Source organism: Neptunomonas qingdaonensis, from assembly GCF_900113275.1.
Lineage (GTDB): Bacteria > Pseudomonadota > Gammaproteobacteria > Pseudomonadales > Balneatricaceae > Neptunomonas > Neptunomonas qingdaonensis.
In genome coordinates this window covers 100,141-120,097 of the sequence record NZ_FOOU01000003.1, presented here as the reverse complement: position 1 = coordinate 120,097, position 19,957 = coordinate 100,141, and the positions used below count along the sequence as shown (strand labels likewise).

At 46.3% G+C, this 19,957-nt stretch carries 18 protein-coding genes and 1 tRNA gene; 4 read left to right on the top strand and 15 right to left on the bottom strand.

Annotated elements, in window-relative coordinates; translation table 11 throughout:
* Positions 1–43: 43 nt before the first annotated feature.
* From arsS to BM099_RS05530, 5 genes are all read right to left on the bottom strand, one after another.
* Complete coding sequence (gene arsS, locus BM099_RS05550; RefSeq protein WP_090725557.1) at positions 44–1,006, bottom strand: arsenosugar biosynthesis radical SAM (seleno)protein ArsS; 963 nt, start codon at positions 1,004–1,006, stop codon at positions 44–46.
* Positions 1,007–1,151: 145 nt separating this feature from the next.
* Positions 1,152–2,378, bottom strand: coding sequence for an organoarsenical effux MFS transporter ArsJ (gene arsJ, locus BM099_RS05545; protein WP_090725554.1), 1,227 nt, complete (start codon positions 2,376–2,378; stop codon positions 1,152–1,154).
* Positions 2,379–2,456: 78 nt separating this feature from the next.
* The gene (locus tag BM099_RS05540) at positions 2,457–3,467 is read right to left on the bottom strand and encodes an ArsJ-associated glyceraldehyde-3-phosphate dehydrogenase (protein WP_090725551.1); all 1,011 of its coding nucleotides are present in this window, start codon (positions 3,465–3,467) and stop codon (positions 2,457–2,459) included.
* Between the two features lie 45 nt (positions 3,468–3,512).
* A complete protein-coding gene (locus tag BM099_RS05535) occupies positions 3,513–3,752 on the bottom strand; it encodes a thioredoxin family protein (RefSeq protein ID WP_090725549.1) in 240 nt (79 codons plus the stop codon).
* A gap of 90 nt (positions 3,753–3,842) precedes the next feature.
* Positions 3,843–4,835: a permease gene (locus BM099_RS05530; protein ID WP_090725546.1), complete on the bottom strand. Its 993-nt coding sequence runs from the start codon at positions 4,833–4,835 to the stop codon at positions 3,843–3,845.
* A 362-nt stretch (positions 4,836–5,197) separates the two neighbouring features.
* Between BM099_RS05530 and speD the strand changes: the two genes are divergently transcribed.
* The 3 genes from speD to BM099_RS05515 all read left to right on the top strand — a co-directional run bounded on the left by speD (position 5,198) and on the right by BM099_RS05515 (position 10,284).
* On the top strand, positions 5,198–6,022 hold the full coding sequence (speD, locus tag BM099_RS05525; RefSeq protein WP_232348841.1) for an adenosylmethionine decarboxylase: 825 nt from the start codon (positions 5,198–5,200) through the stop codon (positions 6,020–6,022).
* A 270-nt stretch (positions 6,023–6,292) separates the two neighbouring features.
* On the top strand, positions 6,293–8,023 hold the full coding sequence (locus tag BM099_RS05520) for a SulP family inorganic anion transporter (protein WP_090725541.1): 1,731 nt from the start codon (positions 6,293–6,295) through the stop codon (positions 8,021–8,023).
* 83 nt (positions 8,024–8,106) lie between these two features.
* Positions 8,107–10,284 carry a 4Fe-4S binding protein gene (locus BM099_RS05515; protein ID WP_090725540.1) on the top strand — a complete coding sequence of 726 codons (2,178 nt, stop codon included), beginning with the start codon at positions 8,107–8,109 and terminating at the stop codon, positions 10,282–10,284.
* A gap of 36 nt (positions 10,285–10,320) precedes the next feature.
* On the opposite strand, the gene BM099_RS05510 is transcribed toward BM099_RS05515, so the two are convergent.
* The 10 genes from BM099_RS05510 to BM099_RS05465 form a co-directional block, all read right to left on the bottom strand.
* A tRNA-Pro gene (locus tag BM099_RS05510) sits at positions 10,321–10,397 on the bottom strand.
* Positions 10,398–10,469: 72 nt separating this feature from the next.
* The gene (locus BM099_RS05505) at positions 10,470–10,832 is read right to left on the bottom strand and encodes a MerR family transcriptional regulator (protein ID WP_090725537.1); all 363 of its coding nucleotides are present in this window, start codon (positions 10,830–10,832) and stop codon (positions 10,470–10,472) included.
* Complete coding sequence (gene ihfA / locus BM099_RS05500; RefSeq protein ID WP_332311442.1) at positions 10,804–11,133, bottom strand: integration host factor subunit alpha; 330 nt, start codon at positions 11,131–11,133, stop codon at positions 10,804–10,806. The genes BM099_RS05505 and ihfA overlap by 29 nt, the downstream gene beginning before the upstream one ends.
* Positions 11,134–13,524, bottom strand: a complete 2,391-nt coding sequence (gene pheT / locus BM099_RS05495; protein WP_090725532.1) for a phenylalanine--tRNA ligase subunit beta — start codon at positions 13,522–13,524, stop codon at positions 11,134–11,136.
* Positions 13,525–13,581: 57 nt separating this feature from the next.
* A complete protein-coding gene (gene pheS, locus BM099_RS05490; protein WP_090725529.1) occupies positions 13,582–14,565 on the bottom strand; it encodes a phenylalanine--tRNA ligase subunit alpha in 984 nt (327 codons plus the stop codon).
* Between the two features lie 210 nt (positions 14,566–14,775).
* Positions 14,776–15,132: a 50S ribosomal protein L20 gene (rplT, locus tag BM099_RS05485; protein WP_028471400.1), complete on the bottom strand. Its 357-nt coding sequence runs from the start codon at positions 15,130–15,132 to the stop codon at positions 14,776–14,778.
* Positions 15,133–15,173: 41 nt separating this feature from the next.
* Positions 15,174–15,368, bottom strand: coding sequence for a 50S ribosomal protein L35 (rpmI, locus tag BM099_RS05480; protein WP_090725528.1), 195 nt, complete (start codon positions 15,366–15,368; stop codon positions 15,174–15,176).
* Between the two features lie 96 nt (positions 15,369–15,464).
* Positions 15,465–15,959, bottom strand: coding sequence for a translation initiation factor IF-3 (gene infC / locus BM099_RS05475; protein WP_425319907.1), 495 nt, complete (start codon positions 15,957–15,959; stop codon positions 15,465–15,467).
* A gap of 66 nt (positions 15,960–16,025) precedes the next feature.
* Complete coding sequence (gene thrS, locus BM099_RS05470; RefSeq protein WP_090725523.1) at positions 16,026–17,939, bottom strand: threonine--tRNA ligase; 1,914 nt, start codon at positions 17,937–17,939, stop codon at positions 16,026–16,028.
* A gap of 169 nt (positions 17,940–18,108) precedes the next feature.
* Complete coding sequence (locus BM099_RS05465; protein WP_090725520.1) at positions 18,109–18,891, bottom strand: FadR/GntR family transcriptional regulator; 783 nt, start codon at positions 18,889–18,891, stop codon at positions 18,109–18,111.
* 274 nt (positions 18,892–19,165) lie between these two features.
* On the opposite strand from BM099_RS05465, the gene BM099_RS05460 reads away from it, so the two are divergent.
* Positions 19,166–19,954, top strand: a complete 789-nt coding sequence (locus BM099_RS05460) for a (Fe-S)-binding protein (protein ID WP_090725518.1) — start codon at positions 19,166–19,168, stop codon at positions 19,952–19,954.
* The last annotated feature ends 3 nt before the right edge of the window (positions 19,955–19,957 follow it).

Here is a 19,957-nt window from a genome sequence, read left to right as displayed (position 1 = left end):
GAGTGACTATGTATTCTTTTAGTCCAGGCGCGTAAAAGTCTGCTTAAGCGTTCAATGCACCGCCGCAGCTTGACCCCTGACCAGCAGTACAACCATAACAGTGATCACCAATACGTATGGCACTTTCGGGCAGGCCGTCCTCGAGCAAGCTCTCCAGATGAACAGGGGCACGGCTACTGCCTAACGGCATTTTCAGTTGCTGATTAAAATCGCAATCATGCACATAACCTTGCCAGTCAACTGAAATCAGCGAGCGACACATCAAGCTATCCAGTGTCGCGGCATTAAAAGAATTCCGCAGTAGCTCCATATAAGGAATAAAGGTTTTTTTAGAAATCAAGGTACTACCAAAACGTTGAATCGGCATATTCGCCAAGGTAAACAGGTTAGAAAACTGCACGCCATAACGCGCATTTAATTCATATTTGTAATTAGTTTCTAACGCCTGCTGCTCTGGAGGTAAGACGGGCCCCGGAGGGTTATAAACGAGATTAAGTACCTTGCCGCTCCCGTCCTGTGCGTACCCCAGCTGATTGAGTTGTTTCAGCCCATCAATACTCGCCTGAAAAACACCGTCTCCGCGTTGAGCATCGACATTATCTTCAAGGTAGCAAGGCAGTGACGCAACGACCTCTACGTCGTGTTCAGCCAGGAACTCTGCGAAATCTTCATAACCGGGCTCACAGAGAATCGTAAGATTACAGCGATCAATTACCTTTACCCCCAGTTTTCGGGCGGCAATAACCAAGCGCTTAAAATGCTGATTCATTTCAGGCGCCCCCCCTGTCAGATCGAGCGTAGTGATGCCAAATTTTTCAATAAAATCCAACATCAACTGCATCGTTGCCCAATCCATCTCTTCGGTGCGTTTTGGACTAGCCGCCACATGACAATGGAGACAAGATTGATTGCAGCGATAACCCAAATTGGCCTGTAGCGTATCTAATTGAGTCCGCTGTATGGAGGGAAAATCTGTCTGAATCAGGTGTGGCAACATGTCATGCATTTAAAAATCCTTCGTTAGACGTAAGCTATTATTAGATATAGTCGACTGAAACACCGCAACCTTACACTTTTTTAAACAAATATTTGTTTTCTATTACAAGACAGCGAAAGCTATCGTGACATAACAAGCTGAAACGAACATGAAATTAAATTGTTTGAGGTAATTTAAATGAAATGAGCCACGCTACAAAAAGGAAAAACGAAGAGATCCACAAACACGCTTCAAGACCATAAAGTTGGTACAGCGCACCCGAGAGCAACGTACCCAGAAGCCGCCCCATCGCATTCGCCATGTAATAAAAACCCACATCCAACGAGACGCCATTTACTTTGGCATAACTGACAATCAGATAGCTGTGCAATGAGGAGTTCACAGCAAAAAAAGCCCCGAACAGCATCAACCCGCCAATCAAGCCGATTTGGAACCACTCACTGGTTAACGATAAACCCATGCTAGTGCTAAGAAGAATAGCCATGATTGCGGGTATCATTAATAACGGAAATAACCAAGCAACAGCCGTTTTACCATCCGGCACCACACCCGATCGCTTACCCGTCACATAAGGTGCCAATGACTGGATAACACCATAGCCAATCACCCAACAGGCCATAAAGCTACCAACGGTCCAGTGATCCCATCCCAACACTTCTCCGAGAAATACCGGAATCGCCACCACAAACCATACATCCCGGGCAGCAAAGAGAAACAAGCGCGCCGCAGATAAAATATTCACCGCCCTGCTTTTAGAAAATAGTTCTCTGAATTTTGGCTTACCCGCCGTTTTTCCTAACGCTTTCTTAAGGGTGAAAACCGAAACGATCCAGATAAACAGTAAACCAACCGCCATTATCAGCACTGATTGGGTAAAACCGAACAATGTCAGCAACACCCCGCCAAGAAAGAAACCCACACCTTTCAGTGTATTTTTAGAGCCGGTCAGCAACGCTACCCATTGATACAGTTTGCCCTGAGCGTCTGCCGGCACCAGCAATTTAATAGCGCTCTTGGCACTCATCTTGTTCAGATCTTTAGCGATGCCTGATAATGCCTGGGCGGCCATTACCCAGGGGACAGTCAACCAGACAGCAGGCACGGCAAGCATGGCTAACGCAACCACCTGTAACACCAAACCTATATTCATGGTGCGGTTTAAACCAAGTCGCGCACCCAGCCAGCCACCGAGTAAATTAGTCACTACGCCGAAAATCTCATAAAAGATAAACAGCAGCGCGATATCTAAAGGTGAATAACCCAGCGCATGAAAGTGGAGCACCACCAGCATGCGTAGCGCACCATCGGTTAGCGTGAAAGCCCAATAGTTAGTTGTTATCAGCAGGTACTGCCTGACATCAGAAGAAAGCGTTGCGAACATCAATAGACACTTCTACAGAATAGTTTTTGAGATAAGGGCCTTTAAAATAGCTGCTTTTAAAATAATCTGGCAGGAAGATTACTTCTGGTCGAGCAATCCTACCTTTTTAACCAATTCAGCCGTACGGTTCGCATAGCCCCATTCGTTGTCATACCAGATATATACTTTTACCTGTGTGCCATTCACCACCATCGTGGATAAAGCGTCGATAATGCCTGAACGCGGATCTGTCTTATAATCAATAGAGACTAACGGACGCTCTTCATAGCCGAGAATCCCTTTTAGTGAGCCTTCAGCCGCCGCTTTAAACAGTTGGTTAACCTGAGCTTCGGTTGTTGGTGTCTCAACTTCAAAGACACAATCGGTGAGAGAAGCATTGGCAAGTGGTACGCGAACCGCATGGCCGTTCAAACGTCCGGTTAACTCAGGAAAAATATGCGTTATTGCCGTCGCCGAGCCAGTAGTTGTCGGAATCAGACTCATCCCGCAGGCACGCGCTCTGCGTAAATCTTTATGCGGCGCATCCAGAATCGTTTGTGTATTGGTCACATCATGAATTGTCGTCATCGAGCCATGACGGATTTTTAGATTTTCATGAATAACCTTCACAACGGGAGCCAAACAGTTTGTCGTACAAGAAGCCGCCGTTACAATACGATGCAGTTCAGGATCATAAAGTTGATCATTCACACCCAATACTACATTAAGTACCCCTTCCTCTTTGACCGGCGCACTCACCACCACACGTTTCACGCCTTGGTCTAAATAGGCCTGCAACACCGCTTTGGTTTTCATCTTTCCAGAAGCTTCGATGACGATATCGCAACCCGACCAATCCGTATCCGCAATCGCTTTGTTATGGCTCACGTTTAACGACTTATCACCCACAAGGATACGATAGCCTTCCGCCCGTGCTTCATGCTGCCAACGCCCGTGCACCGAATCAAAATTCAACAGATGAGCAAGCGTTTCGACATCCCCCCCCGGATCATTAATGTGCACAAACTCAATCTCAGGCCATGCCCATGAAGCACGTAACGCCAAACGCCCGATACGCCCAAAACCATTGATGCCTACTTTAATCGCCATTTTAACACCCTTAGTGCTGATTATTACGCTCGCTTTTATACTTCATTATGCCTTCGCTAACCAGGCTTCAACCTCTGCCCGATGCGGGATAGACCCGGAGTGCACCAGTTGCTCATCGATAACAACAGCGGGGGTACTCATCACTCCATATCCCATCATAGCAGCAGGATCTGTCTCTTTCATGACAACGACCTCGACACCGGCCTCGGCCGCCAAACGGGTGATAATTTCTGCAGTTTTTTCGCATTTACTGCAGCCAGAACCCAATACTTTAATTGTTTTCATGAGACTATTCTCTCTGGTTATGTTGAAAAATATATTGATAAGCGCTCTTTATAAAAGCCGTGTTTAAAAGCCATGGCTAACGACATACTATCAAGCTGAAAATAAAAACAACCCAACACCATTAAAAATCCACCCTACCAGCGTGAAAGCAAAGAGCAACAAGCAAAATAGAATAGCTAACAGTTTCCACTGCATCACCTGCTTTAACAAAATAAACTCAGGAAAACTGGCAGCAACCGTGCTCATACAAAATGCCAATGTAGTCCCGACCGGCAAGCCTTTATTAATGAGGCTTTCCATCACAGGGATAACACCGGTGGCATTCGAATACAGAGGTATACCTAAACCAACCGCAGCGGGCACAGACCACCATTGCCCCTGACCCAAGTGCTGCTCAAACCAGCCTTCCGGTACAAATCCATGTAACGCCGCTCCCAAACCAACACCTACAATAACCCACTTCCAGACGCGGCTGAAAATATCGATCAGCTCATCTTTAGCAAACTGATGCCTTTCAGTCATATTTAAACGTCGGCGTTCGCCCATAACGCTTGCTTGTTTGGCTTCAATGTAAGCTTTCGCAGCAAAAGGTTGCAGCATTTTTTCTGCCCTAATAAGATCCAGAAAAATACCACCAAAAACACCAACAGAGATGCCGACTGCAATATATATCAAGGTAAATTTCCAACCCAGCAAGCTACCCAGCAACACGATGGCAACTTCATTAATCAACGGAGAAGTCAGTAAAAATGACATGGTGATTCCGACAGGGATACCCGCCGATGTAAACCCCAGAAAAAGGGGAATACTGGAACAAGAACAAAAAGGAGTGACCGCGCCAAAAAGAGAACCCATCACATAACCAACAAAGCGGCTTTTTCCCACCAGCCAGGCACGTACCGATTCAATATTCATTGAGGCTCGCAGCAAAGCAATCAGATAGATCATCACGATCAAAAGCGCAAAGATCTTAGTGGTGTCTTCGATAAAGAAGTGTAGCGCATCACCCATTTTAGTCGCTGCACTTAATCCCAACAGGTCATAAACCAGCCAATTTGCTAATAAGGTAAAAACTTCCAGCATGTCGTTTCCTCAAAAATTCGTACAACGATACCCCGCAAACCAGAACACCCCGGGGTGTCCATGTAGGTATCAATACATCCGATAAATATTTACTTAATTAGCATAACCTGATTCACAACCGCTCAACATTGACTCAAGCCAATCTAAGGTTAATAAATGTAACAACTAAACCAGAGAGAAATTTTTCGTCTTTTATCAACCAAAACAATGTATTTCATTCAAAGATTGCGCTAATGGGAAAATTATTCTTTGTCTTTCGGCCCTGCTCGAATAAAATACAGTTCGCCTTCACTCCTATTACGGAGTTGAATTTCATTCAATGCGTTATTTACGCGGTCTGCAACGGTTGGAGAATTACGACGTTGTCATCGAACGGTAAAATCACATTACAAGGGTTTAACAACCTAACCAAAAGCCTGAGTTTCTGCATCTACGATGTTTGCTATGCGCAGACAGCAGAGCAGAAAGCCGAATATATTGAATACATTGACGAGCAATACAATGCTGATCGTCTCACTGAAATTTTAAGTGAGGTTTGCGATATCATTGGTGCTAACATCCTCAATATTGCACGCCAGGATTATGAACCTCAAGGCGCCAGCGTTACCATCCTGGTTGCAGAAGAGCCTCTTAAAGACTCAGAATATGTTGATAAAACAGAGCAGCCCGGGCCGCTTCTACCTGACTCTGTTGTAGCTCATTTGGATAAGAGCCATATCTGTGTGCATACTTATCCGGAAAGTCACCCCGATGATGGTATTTGCACCTTCCGTGCTGATATTGAAGTATCTACCTGTGGCATCATCTCGCCACTAAAAGCGCTGAACTATCTGATCCACAAACTGGAATCCGATATTGTCACCATTGACTACCGTGTACGGGGCTTCACCCGCGACATTAAAGGTGTGAAGCACTATATTGACCACGACATCAACTCTATCCAGAATTTCATCACTCAGGATATCCGTGACCAATATCAGATGCTGGATGTAAATGTCTATCAGGAAAATATTTTTCATACCAAAATGATGCTGAATGACTACGATCTGGACCAGTATCTATTTGGTACAACACGTAATAACTTAGCGGAAGCTGAAGCGGAAGAAGTGTCTGAGCGTCTTTTCAAAGAAATGAACGAGATTTTCTACGGCCGAAACATGCCGGATATGAAAAATCATAAACATTGACGCTCTCATTGAGCACAATCCTTAATTAAACCACATATTAAAACTACACAATAAGGCCAGTTGCAAAACAACTGGCCTTTTTATATAAGATCATAACCCCGATCAGAATCTTCCCTACTCCTTTCCTCGCACAAAAAAATGCAGCCAATGCCAGAAAACACCATATTCCAAATTAATATATGGTTATAATGAAATGCATTTATGGATTATCAATAACGGTGTTTTGTAGTGACCCGGCGAACACAACACCCAGACACAAGGACTAGCAGCATGCTGAAACGTTATTTGCCGATTCTGGAATGGGCGAAAATTTACGATCGCAACATGCTCAGCAGCGACCTGATTGCCGCGCTGATCGTAACCATTATGTTAATCCCGCAATCACTGGCCTATGCTTTACTGGCCGGTTTACCCGCAGAAGTCGGCTTATATGCCAGCATTTTACCTTTGATTGCTTATACTGTTTTTGGCACCAGCCGCACGCTGGCCGTAGGGCCGGTAGCCGTCGTGTCATTAATGACAGCCGCCGCCGTTGGAAATATCGCTCAGCAAGGGACAGACGCCTATGTACTCGCTGCAATAACACTCGCCTTTATCTCTGGGGTGATACTGATCTTGATGGGAGTTTTCCGACTGGGATTGCTGGCAAATTTTCTCAGCCATCCAGTCATATCCGGTTTTATTAGCGCCTCCGCTATTATTATAGCCGCCAGCCAGTTAAAACATATCTTCGGCGTAGAAGTGAGCGGCCACAATTTATTAGATATTCTGCTCGGACTGAGCAAGCAACCGGAACATATCAACATACCCACACTTATCATTGGCATCAGCGCTATCACCTTTCTATTCTGCAGCCGCACATACCTTAAAACCATCCTGTTGCGCATGGGAGTTAAAGCACGACTTGCCGACATTATCACTAAAACGGGCCCTGTACTGGTCGTTATAATCACAATACTAGCCACCTGGATCGGTGATTTAGAAAATCAGGGAGTCAAGGTAATTGGAGATATCCCGCAAGGCCTGCCTTCACTGGCGCTCCCTCAGTTTGATGCAGAGATCTGGCAACAACTCTTCATCTCGGCCTTGCTGATCAGCATCGTGGGGTTTGTCGAGTCGGTATCGGTTGCGCAAACATTAGCCGCTAAACGGCGTCAGAGAATTTCACCTGATCAGGAATTAATCGGTCTTGGTGCATCCAATATCGCCTCTTCTGTCTCTGGTGGCTTCCCCGTTACCGGCGGCTTTTCTCGCTCCGTTGTCAACTTTGAAGCAGGGGCAGAAACCCCGGCAGCAGGCGCTTTTACAGCGGCGGGCATTGCTTTAGTAACACTATTTTTAACACCCCTGATTTTTTTCCTGCCTAAGGCTACGCTCGCCGCTACCATTATCGTTGCTGTCTTATCACTGGTCGATCTCGCTGCACTCAAACGCACCTGGATATATTCCCGGAAAGATTTTTCTGCGATGCTGGTCACCCTGATAATGACGCTGCTTCAAGGCGTAGAGATCGGCATTATTGCCGGTGTAGGCCTCTCCATTTTTCTTCATCTGTATCGAACCAGCACACCGCATAGCGCACTGGTCGGCAGAGTCCCTGGAACGGAGCATTTTCGGAATATAGATCGGCATAAAGTCGACACGCAAAAACATATGTTAACCTTACGTATCGACGAAAGCCTTTACTTCGCCAATGCACGCTATCTGGAAGACAGGATATATGCATTAGTTTCGCTCAACCCCGCCGTAAAACACCTGATCCTGATGTGCCCTGCCGTCAATCTCATAGACGCCTCAGCTTTAGAAAGTCTTGAGGCCATCAATGCTCGCCTAAAAGACAGCGGGGTAACCTTCCACCTTTCCGAAGTAAAAGGTCCTGTCATGGATAAATTAAAACGCAGTCATTTTCTTAATGACCTGACAGGCCAAGTCTTTCTCAGTCAATATGATGCGTGGCAAGCATTACGCAACACAGCAGGAACTGCGTCTTTAGATGTATAAAAACACACCTTTTAGCGCATTGTTTACGACAGCATAAAGGCTCACATTATCTTGTCATACCTTGATCCTGAAGGCTGGGGCAGATGCGGTTTTATATATCAGCAGTCGACAAAAACTTAATCACAATATTAAGCGTATTCCTTACTCTGTTACTCAGCGTGTATGTCCAACTGACGCATGCCGCCACTCATACTGATAACCAAAGCACAGCCGCCGCCTCCACAGGCGAGCAAAGTACGCTGAATAAAGATACGCTGCCCATCACCGCCCTCTTCCCAAAAAACACTCGCATAGGCGACAAGCAAACAGACCTTCCGGTATACCCGGTATATCAATTAGACCAGCTACTGGGATATGCATGGCTCTCTGATGAGATCAACGATCTTGCCGGATTCTCAGGCCGCCCAATCAGGCTTCTCATTGGCCTGCAAGCCGATGGAACCTTCAGTAAAGTGATTGTGATAGAGCACCACGAGCCCGTGTTTTTACATGGACTTGGCAATGAAGCACTGGATCAATTTGTCGCGCAATACTCAGGACACTCGATCAAACAGCAGGTGATCATATCCAGCGCGCAAAAAAACAAAGCAGGTAGCGGTTCTGCAGGGGCGGTTTTTTTCGACGGCGTCACCAAAGCGACTATCTCAGTTTTGATTGTCAATGATGTCGTGCTGTCCACCGCACTGCAGGTAGCACGTGACAAACTGGAAGGCTTTTCCCTTCCTGCACAATCAGCGCTGCTGGAAAAGGATGTCGAAATAATGGACTGGCCAGCACTGCTCTCATCAGGACTGGTTCATCAGTGGTTAGTCTCCAGCGACGAAGCCTTTACGTCACTTGGGCGTAAATATTCAGATTATAAGCATCTGTTTGATAGCAATGATGATCCTGACTCTTTTACTGAGCTCTATTACGCTTACCTAAATGCGCCCGATGTCGGCATAAGCCTGTTAGGAGAGTCCGCCTATGCCAGCCTTATGGCGGACCTGGCAGATGGCGATCATTTAATCTGGATTGCTTCCAATGGGCTATATCGTCATATTTCAGACGACTTCATGCCAGGCACGGTACCTTCGCGTATATCAATGAGCCAAGGGGGCCTGAATACTGAAATAAAAGACACAAATACATCGGCGGAACTAAAAAACATAGTCGCTAAAAATGCACCTGAGTTTTCAGAAAGCTCCATTTTCAGAATCAAAGGTATCTCTAATTTTAATTTAGGGGGCGAAACAGCGATAAAACTGAACATTAATCTACCACGTAACCATCTGATTACCGACTCACTCGCCTTAACAGATCACTACCAACTCCCTAAGTCACACTGGACAGCCATCGAAGTTAAGCAGCAAACAGCCACCCCGCTCTGGTTAAGAATCTGGCTGGACCGAATCCCGCAAATTCTCACCTTAGTGATATCACTCATCATTCTGATAACCGTTTTTATTAAACAAGATAAACTCAGTCGTAACGCGGTACGTATGCATCAGTTTCGCTGGGGTTATCTATGGTTTACACTGTTATTCACCGGCTATTACGCTCAAGGGCAACTATCCGTTGTTAATATTTTCACTCTGCTACACGCCATAAAAGACGGTTTTGATCTCACTATATTCCTGCTTGATCCGGTTATTTTCATTCTCTGGATCGTCACTTTTGTTAGTCTGTTTATCTGGGGACGAGGGCTGTTCTGCGGCTGGCTATGCCCGTTTGGCGCACTTCAGGAAATGGCATCCTGGTGCGGAAAAAAACTCGGAATAAAACAAATTCGCATTGCTGAAAATAAGCACAGAAAATTAATCTACCTGAAATACCCGATACTGCTGGGATTAATAGCCGTGTCATTTTATGAGCTAAGTCTGGCGGAAAGACTGGCTGAAGTGGAGCCCTTCAAAACCAGCATCACGTTAGTCTTTGTCAGGCACTGGCCATTTGTGCTGTATGCGCTTGCGCTACTCGTAGGCGGAATGTTTATCCACAAATTCTACTGCCGTTACCTGTGTGCATTAGGCGCAGGATTAGCCATCATTGGCGCGTTAAGACGCTTTGAATGGTTAAAACGTATCCCCTTCTGCGGTACTCCCTGCCAAACCTGCCATCACCGCTGTGAAATCAAAGCGATAAAACGCGACGGTGAGATTGATTACAACGAGTGTATACAGTGTCTGGAGTGTATTGTGATTTTGAACAGTGAAGATCAATGTGCCGATACGTTATTGAAACGTAAAAAACAAAACCTGATCAACAGCGTCAATGTTTGATGTTTTCGTAGGATATGAGTAAAGCGGTTAGTATATTGGTCGGAATGATAGGATTCGAACCTACGACCCCTTCACCCCCAGCGAAGTGCGCTACCAGGCTGCGCTACATTCCGACAAAAGTACTAACTCTTTACTTGAAAGAGGAGCGATATATTACCCTAAGGTAATGATTTTGTGAAGTTTTATTAACGCCCGGATTTCAAAGTTTTTAAAATATCTTCTAAGCCGGTAATCGTCTGTCTTAGCAATTGCCGATAACGAAGGTTTTCATCATTGCCTTGCTGACTACCAAACCATTGCTTGGCACCGCTAATAGTGTAACCCTGCTCATGCAGTAAGCTTTTAATCTGGCGTATGAGCAATATATCCTGCTGTTGATAATAACGCCGGTTATTGCGTTTTACCGGGTGTATCTGCTCAAACTCCTGCTCCCAGTATCTCAGCACATGTGCTTTTACGTCACACAATAGAGCCACTTCACCTATGGTGAAATAGCGTTTGCTGGGTATGGCAGGCAGATCAGGCTGGTTCGGACCTAGTGTCTGCATAGGCGTCTACACGGTCCTTAAGTTTTTGTCCTGGACGAAAAGTAACAACCCGACGGGCTGAAATCGCGACTTCATCACCCGTTTTTGGATTCCGGCCAGGACGCTGGCGTTTATCGCGCAGGTCGAAGTTACCAAAACCCGATAACTTCACCTGCTCGTTGGTTGCGAGGCTTTCACGTATTTCATCAAAAAAGGATTCCACCATATCCTTGGCTTCGCGCTTGTTAAGACCTAGCTCATCACACAAACGTTCTGCCATGTCTGCCTTTGTTAAAGAACTCATGAACTTTACCTTTGCTATTTAATCTCTTAATGTTGCTCCTGCACCGATATTCAGTGCTGAAACGACAGACTGTACAGCCGAATTAATTTCTTCTTCATTAAGAGTGCGCGATGGATGCTGCCAGGTCAAGCCCAAAGCCAGACTTTTTCGTCCCACTTCAATACCTTGGCCCTGGTATACATCAAACAGCGTTACCTGTTTCAGATATTCCCCTGCGTTTTCGACTGTAATTTGGCGTACTGTGTCATAAGCAGTTGCTTCATCAACGATCAGTGCCAAATCACGTCTGGATTCAGGGAATTTAGACAATTCAGAAAAACGTGCCACATGCCCCTGCAACAAGCTTTCCAGGCTCAACTCAAACAGAAAAACCGGGCCGTTCAGATCCAGCTTTTTAATTAACGAGGGATGCAATGCGCCGACAAAACCAACCACTTCTCCTGCCCGATCTATGCGTGCCGTCTGCCCCGGATGCAAAGCGACATGCTTATCTGCCACAAAGCGATATTGATCACCGGCACCGCCAAGGTTAAGAATCGCTTCGATATCCCGTTTTATGTCGAAGAAATCGACCGGTGATGATTTGCCAGTCCATGATTCAGGATCACGGGCACCTGACAACAAACCAGCCAGTACATTTTCCTGAACAAGCTCATCATTAATCGGCAGAAAACGCTGCCCGGTTTCAAATAAGCGCACTCGCGATTGCTGACGATTCTGGTTATATTGCAGTGCTTTTACCAAGCCCGGCCAGATCGTTGTTCGCATCACAGCCATTTCAGCAGAAATAGGATTCGCTAATGCCAGTGCTTCATACTGATCATCAAAGAGCTTCTGCAATCCAGATTCGATAAAGCTATAAGTGATCGCTTCCTGATAGCCAAAAGAGATCAGGGTTCGGCGCAGATCATGAATGCCAACTTGCGATTCATCATTGGGCGTAAAAGGCAGCGCCGATGTCGGCAATTTAACCGGCAGATTGTTATAACCGTAAACACGAGCCAATTCTTCGATCAGATCAACTTCGATACTGATATCAAAACGATATGATGGAATAGCAACCGTCCAACTTGCATCGGCGGCTTTTTCTATCTGCATGCCTAAGCGGATTAAGATCTCTTCAATTTCAGCTGCAGGCATGTCAAAGGCCAGCATCGCATTGACCTTGCTATGACGTAAAGTCACTGTGCGTGCTTCAGGCAGAAATTCTTCGCTGACCGCCTCAGTAACCGGACCCGCATCACCACCCACGATATCCAGCAGTAACTGAGTCGTCCGCTCAATTGCCTGATGCTGCAATTGCCAGTCTACGCCACGCTCGTAACGATGCGATGCATCCGTATGCAACCCGTATGCGCGCGCTTTACCCGCAATAGCGATCTGATCAAAGAATGCACATTCTAGGAAAATATCTTGCGACTCCGTCGTTACACCCGTGCTATCGCCACCAAAGATTCCCGCCATAGCGACCGGACCGTTGTCATCAGCGATAACCAGTGTATCGGTGTTTAATGCGACTTCATTACCATCAAGCAATGTCAGCTTCTCGCCGGCTTCAGGCATACGCACCTGAATGCTGCCCGCTAGCTTATTAAGGTCAAACGCGTGCAGTGGCTGGCCTAACTCAAGCAGAACATAGTTAGTGACATCCACAACAGGATCGATAGAACGTATACCTGAACGGCGTAACTTTTCCACCATCCATAACGGAGATGCTGCGGCCATGTTTACATTACGAATCACACGCCCCAGATAACGAGGACAAGCCGCAGGAGCTTCCAACGTCACGGAGAAGGTATCATCGATGGTTGGCGCGACAGGCTGTATATCAACAAAAGTAACGGGTGCCTTATTCAGCACACCTACCTCACGCGCAAGCCCTTTAAGACTCAGGCAGTCGCCACGGTTAGGCGTCAGATCAACATCAATAACTTTATCGTTTAAATTCAGATAATCACGTATGCAGGTGCCGACTGGCGCATCCGCCGCCAGCTCCATAATACCGCCGTGATCCTCAGAAATACCCAGCTCGTCTTCAGCACACAGCATGCCGAAGGACTCAACGCCACGCAGCTTAGCTTTTTTAATCTTAAACTCACCACCTTCTGGTGTTGGCAGCAATGCACCGACGGTTGCATAGGCTGTTTTCAAGCCTGCACGCGCATTGGGCGCGCCACAAACAACCTGATAAATCTCGTTACCATCAGTAACGGTACATACCTGCAGTTTATCCGCATCGGGATGCTGTTCTGCGGTGAGAATTTCACCGACGATAACACCGGAGAAGTCACGAGCGACTGACTCAACATCGTCGACTTCCAGCCCTGCCATAGTAATTTGATCGACCAGCGCCTGTGTATTGATGGCTGGATTAACCAGTTCACGTAACCATTTTTCACTGAATTTCATGCTACTGTCCTGAAAATCTTTATTTCACTGCCTACCATTGAAATTAACCGCCCAAAATCAGTTAAACTGACCGAGGAAACGCAGATCATTTTCAAAGAAAAGACGTAAATCGTTCACGCCATAGCGCAGCATCGCTAATCGCTCAACACCCATACCAAATGCAAATCCGGTATATTCTTCAGGATCGATACCCGACATTTCAAATACTTTAGGGTGTACCATTCCGCAGCCTAAAACCTCAAGCCACTTACCATCACCGCGATCAATATCGACTTCAATCGATGGCTCGGTAAACGGGAAATACGACGGACGGAAACGCACCTTCACATCTTCCTCAAAGAACTCACGTAAAAACTGCTCCAACGTGCCTTTAAGGTCAGCAAAGCTGATATTTTTATCAATCAGCAAGCCTTCAACCTGATGGAACATAGGTGAATGCGTCTGGTCATAATCGCAACGATAAACACGTCCCGGGCAGATAATACGAATCGGTGGTTGCTGAGTTTCCATCGTGCGCACCTGCACGCCGGAGGTATGCGTACGCAGCAACGTATTCGCATTAAAATAGAAAGTATCATGCATCGCACGTGCCGGATGGTGCGAAGGAATATTTAACGCTTCAAAGTTATGATAGTCGTCTTCAATCTCAGGGCCTTCAGCAACGCTGTAACCAATACCGGCAAAGAAAGATTCGATACGCTCAAGCGTTTTAGTCACCGGGTGCAACCCACCCAAATGCTGACCACGCCCCGGCATAGTGACATCAATCGTTTCCGATGCCAGCTTCATCTCCAGTGCGGCCGCTTCAAGCAGCGCTTTACGCGCATTGATCTGATCAGATACCTGCTGCACGACTTCATTGATTTTGGCACCTGCTGCAGGGCGTTCTTCAGCCGTCAGCTTGCCTAAACCTTTACGCAGCGCCGTTAACGGACCTTTTTTACCCAGGTAATCAACACGTACCTGATCCAGCTCCTGAACACTGTTAGCGGCAGCAACAGCGGCACCCGCTTGTTCCAGAAGACTTATCATGTTTTCCATTTCCGGCTCCAATTGATTGGGAGGAAGATGAGCGCTATAGACTCTTTATAAGTTATATATACAGTTATTCTGCTGAATTATTGTCACCAGATGATCACACAGAATTCAGCGCAATAACCGAAAAAATAGGGGAAGAGTTTGCACCCGTCCCCTATTTAAAATAACACTGCTATCTCAATGAATAGCGACCTCAATAAAGAGGTGGGTGCATTACGCTAAAGCAGCTTTCGCTTGCTCAACAACAGCAGTAAATGCAGCCTGTTCGTGAACAGCCAGATCAGCCAGTACTTTACGGTCGATTTCAACGCTGGCTTTTTTCATTCCAGCGATCAAACGGCTGTAAGACAGACCATTCAAGCGTGCCGCAGCATTGATACGTGCAATCCACAGCGCGCGGAATTGACGTTTTCTTTGGCGACGGTCACGATACGCATATTGACCTGCTTTGATAACAGCCTGTTTAGCTACACGGAATACACGGCTACGAGCACCATAGTAACCTTTAGCTTGTTTTAATATCTTTTTGTGACGGCGACGAGCCTGAACACCACGTTTTACACGAGCCATTCTTTACCTTCCTATATTCAATTCTGTTAGTGAAAAAACGACTAGATGTACGGCAACATACGACGGATCAGAGCCTGATCTGCAGCATGAACCTGTAGCATCGGACGAAGCTGACGCTTACGCTTAGTGCTTTTCTTGGTCAGAATGTGACTTTTGAAGGCCTGCTTGTGCTTGAAGCCATTTGCAGTTTTTCTAAAACGCTTTGCCGCACCGCGGCAAGATTTAATCTTAGGCATTACAACTCTCCACGCATTCGTTAGTTTTTTAATCCGAAAAAACGACAAAACCCGTTACTACCTGAAAGGCAGATACGGGTTAAGCTGCTTTACAAATTACTTTTTCTTCTTCGGGGCGATCACCATGATCATCTGACGGCCTTCCATCTTTGGACGCTGTTCAACAACCCCCTGTTCTTCCAGATCTTTTTCGATCCGCAACAACAAGTTCATGCCCAGTTCCTGATGAGCCATCTCACGGCCGCGGAAACGTAAAGTCACCTTAGCCTTATCCCCTGCTTCTAGGAAACGTACCAGGTTGCGTAGCTTTACCTGATAATCCCCATCTTCCGTCGCAGGACGGAATTTCATTTCCTTAACCTGAGTCTGATGCTGTTTCTTCTTAGCTTCAGCATCTTGTTTCTTCTTCTCGTATTGGTGTTTACCAAAATCCATTAGTTTACACACTACCGGATCCGAATCAGAAATCTGTACCAGGTCAAGTTCAGCCTCTTGCGCCATGTCAAGAGCCTGATTAATCGATACAACACCTACTTGCTCACCATCAGCACCAATCAGGCGTAGTTCATGAGCTTTGATATGTTCGTTAATGGGTGTGCGATTATCACGACGCCCACCTCTTTTATTATCGCGCTTAATTGTTATATCTCCTAAAGATTATTCGTAACCCTTCTGATCCACATCTTTTGTCAGAAAGTCGGTGAATGTTTCTATACTCATTGAGCCGAGATCTTCCCCTGTGCGTGTTCTTACTGCTACACAGCCAGTCTCAACTTCTTTATCACCAACTACCAAAAGGAAAGGAACCTTCTGAAGAGTTCGCTCACGGATTTTAAAGCCGATCTTCTCGTTTCTCAAGTCCGAAACAACTCTAAATCCATTATTTCCCAGTGTTTTTACCACATCCTGACAATATTCAGCCTGTTTATCGGTGATATTCATCACAACAGCCTGTACTGGTGAAAGCCAGGCGGGTAATGCACCTGCATAGTTTTCAATCAGAATGCCAATAAAACGCTCAAAAGAACCGAGAATTGCACGATGCAGCATGACCGGCGTTTCGCGCTCGCCTGCTTCATTAACAAACTGAGCTTCCAAACGACCCGGCATTGAGAAATCAACCTGAATTGTACCACACTGCCAGACTCGTCCTAGGCAATCTTTTAAAGAAAACTCTATTTTAGGGCCATAAAATGCGCCTTCACCCGGCAACTCTTGCCACTCAAGCTCAGCAGCGTTAAGCGCATCGGCTAATGCCTTCTCAGCTTTATCCCAGACTTCATCAGAACCGACGCGCTGATCAGGGCGAGTGGAGAGCTTATAGATAATCTCGGTGAAGCCGAAATCAGCATAAACTTCATGCAAGAATTCGATAAAATTAGCGACTTCAGACTGGATTTCGTTTTCAGCACAGAAGATATGCGCATCATCCTGTACAAACCCACGTACACGCATGATGCCGTGCAGAGCACCAGAAGGCTCATTACGGTGGCAAGAACCAAATTCAGCCAAACGTAACGGCATCTCACGATAAGAGCGCAGGCCCTGATTAAATACCTGGATATGGCAGGGGCAGTTCATGGGTTTAATAGCGAAATCTTTGCTTTCAGAATGCGTAGTGAACATCTGATCAGCAAACTTATCCCAATGACCGGATTTTTCCCACAAGCTACGCTCAACCACCTGAGGTGTTTTAATTTCTTGGTAGCCATGCTTAATTTGCTTAGTACGCATGTACTGTTCGATTTGCTGATAAAGCGTCCAACCGTGCGGGTGCCAAAACACCATACCCGGCGCTTCTTCCTGCAAGTGGAATAAGTTCAGCTGCTTACCCAGTTTACGGTGGTCACGCTTCTCTGCTTCTTCTAAACGATGCAGATACGCTTTTAATTCTTTTTTATCGCCCCAGGCGGTTCCATAGATACGCTGTAACATGGCGTTATTGGAATCACCACGCCAGTATGCACCGGCAACTTTCATCAGCTTAAACGCTTTAATATGTCCGGTAGAGGGAACATGCGGGCCACGACACAGATCGATAAAATCGCCCTGCGAGTAGAAAGACAGATCCTGATCAGCAGGAATAGCACTGAGCAGCTCAACCTTATACTTCTCACCCATTTTTTCAAATAGAGCAACACTTTCATCACGGTTCATAACCGAACGCGATACCGGCAAATTCTGCTTCGCCAGCTCTGCCATTTTCTTTTCAATCTTTTCAAGATCTTCAGAGGTAAACGGGCGCTCGTAAGCAAAGTCGTAATAGAAGCCGTTTTCAATAACTGGGCCAATCGTGACCTGCGCGCCAGGAAACAGTGCTTGCACTGCCATCGCCATCAAATGTGCACATGAATGACGAATCACCTCCACACCCTCTTCATCACGCGCCGTGATAATCGCCAACTGGGCATCATCATTAATAACGAATGAGGTATCAACAGGCTGACCATTCACTTTACCGGCCAGTGCCGCTTTGGCCAGACCTGCGCCAATATCTGCAGCAACGTCAAACACGGAGACGGGATTAGCAAACTCGCGTTTACTTCCATCCGGGAGGGTAATAACAGGCATCTTTATTCCTTGTTTATCAGTGGTGACCCCTACGACAGGCCACTTCTTAACTATCTATATTTAATACGCATCGTACAAACCAGGTACGTAGCGCTGGACGCGCATTTTAACAAACCCTGACGATAAATCTATGCCTGCTGTTCGATCAAGTTATTCGCCTGTTATCTTACTAATCCGTACTTTCCAATAAATTACGTGTGTAAATGATATGTTCTGAAGCCACTTTGCGTGCCTGCTCAGGATCGCGCTGGCGAAGCGCCTGATATATTTGCTCGTGCTGCATGCGTATCCCGTCAGGGTAACGACCAAATTTAATCAAGGTGCGGTTCAAGACGCCATAAATGGCATTAAAATAACGATTATAAAAAAGCTGGCTAAAAGAAGTGATCAGCACATGATGGCTGGACTGTGCAATCATCATATGAAAACGCAGATCCGCTTTAGCCTTATCAAGCGTTGTCAGGCCTTTACTACGCAGCTGCATTTTATCAAACTCTTTTTCTATTTCGATGAGCTGCTGATCAGTGGCGCGCTGTGCTGCAAAATAGGCGGCTTCGCCCTCCAGAAAAGCGCGTGCTTCCATCACCTGAAGCTGAAAAGCCAGATTATCGCCGATCCCTTCTACCGGTAATTCGATATATTTTGCCATCGTATTCCGGCAAATACTTCTGCCACCCTGTGCTGTCGAAATCAGGCCGTCCAGCTCGAGCAACTGCACGACTTCTCTTACGCTAGAGCGCGCCAAACCAAACTGATCGACTAACTGTCGCTGCGACGGCAGTGCCTGACCAGGAATAAGGCTGCCAGAAATTATTTTTTGTCGCAGATACCGATCAAGCTGCTCTTTTTTAGTTAGCGACGCTTTTTTAGTTAGCGACGCTTTTTTAGTTAACGACTCATTTTTAGTTAACGACTCTTTTAGCAGCCGCTCCTTTGTCCGCTCATCGCCCATGCAAGAATTCCTCCCTCACCCTGGTCAGACCAGTTCCTAATGTAGCATATATTTTGTACAGATCTTTACCTATCTTGGCAGGCATACATACATCGCATCCAATAAAAACTAAGGAGACATTGCACGAGCCGAAATTTTGTTTTCTGGTAAAGCGAAAACGCACGGAATAAGGGAGTTTATGTTTATAAATGACCGAATGAGTACGTTTTTAACACCACCAGAAGCCAAAGGAGCAATTGTGTAAAGGTCTCGTACGAGAATTCAGGTAAACACTATGCACGCATCCAAAAAGCCCATGAAGGTTGGCCTCTTTGTCACCTGTCTGGTTGACATGTTTCGCCCCAGCATCGGTTTCGCAACCATCAAACTATTAGAAAGCGCGGGCTGCGAAGTTTCCGTACCCGAAACACAAACCTGCTGCGGACAACCGGCCTTTAACTCAGGTGACAAGAAGACAACCCAGCAGATCGCTCGTCAAACCATCGAAGCATTCGACGGTTATGAATATGTTGTTGGCCCTTCTGGCTCTTGCATAGGCATGTTGCATCACTACGCCGATCTATTTGACAATAACGATCCCTGGAGAGCGCGCGCTGAGAACTTAAAAAACAGAGCTTTCGAGATCACATCATTCCTCACTGATGTTATGGATTTCGACAGTATCTTGTCTAGTTATGAAGGCAAGGTTACCTATCATGATTCCTGTGCCGGTTTACGTGAACTGGGTGTAAAACAGCAACCGCGTAAACTCCTGGCTAAAGTAGCCAACCTGTCACTCACCGAGATGGAAGATGCTGAAACCTGCTGCGGTTTTGGCGGGACTTTTTGCGTCAAATATCCTGAAATATCCAACCGTATGGTGGAAAATAAATCCGCCAATGTTGAACTCTCTGGCGCCACGACATTGCTCGGTGGCGATCTGGGTTGCCTGTTGAACATGGCAGGTAAGCTTAAACGTCAGGGCCATAATATCGAAACACGGCATATTGTAGAGGTACTTGCCGGTATGACTGACGAGCCCGCGATTGGCGAAGCTGCTTACGAACTTGGCCAACCGGCGTAGGAG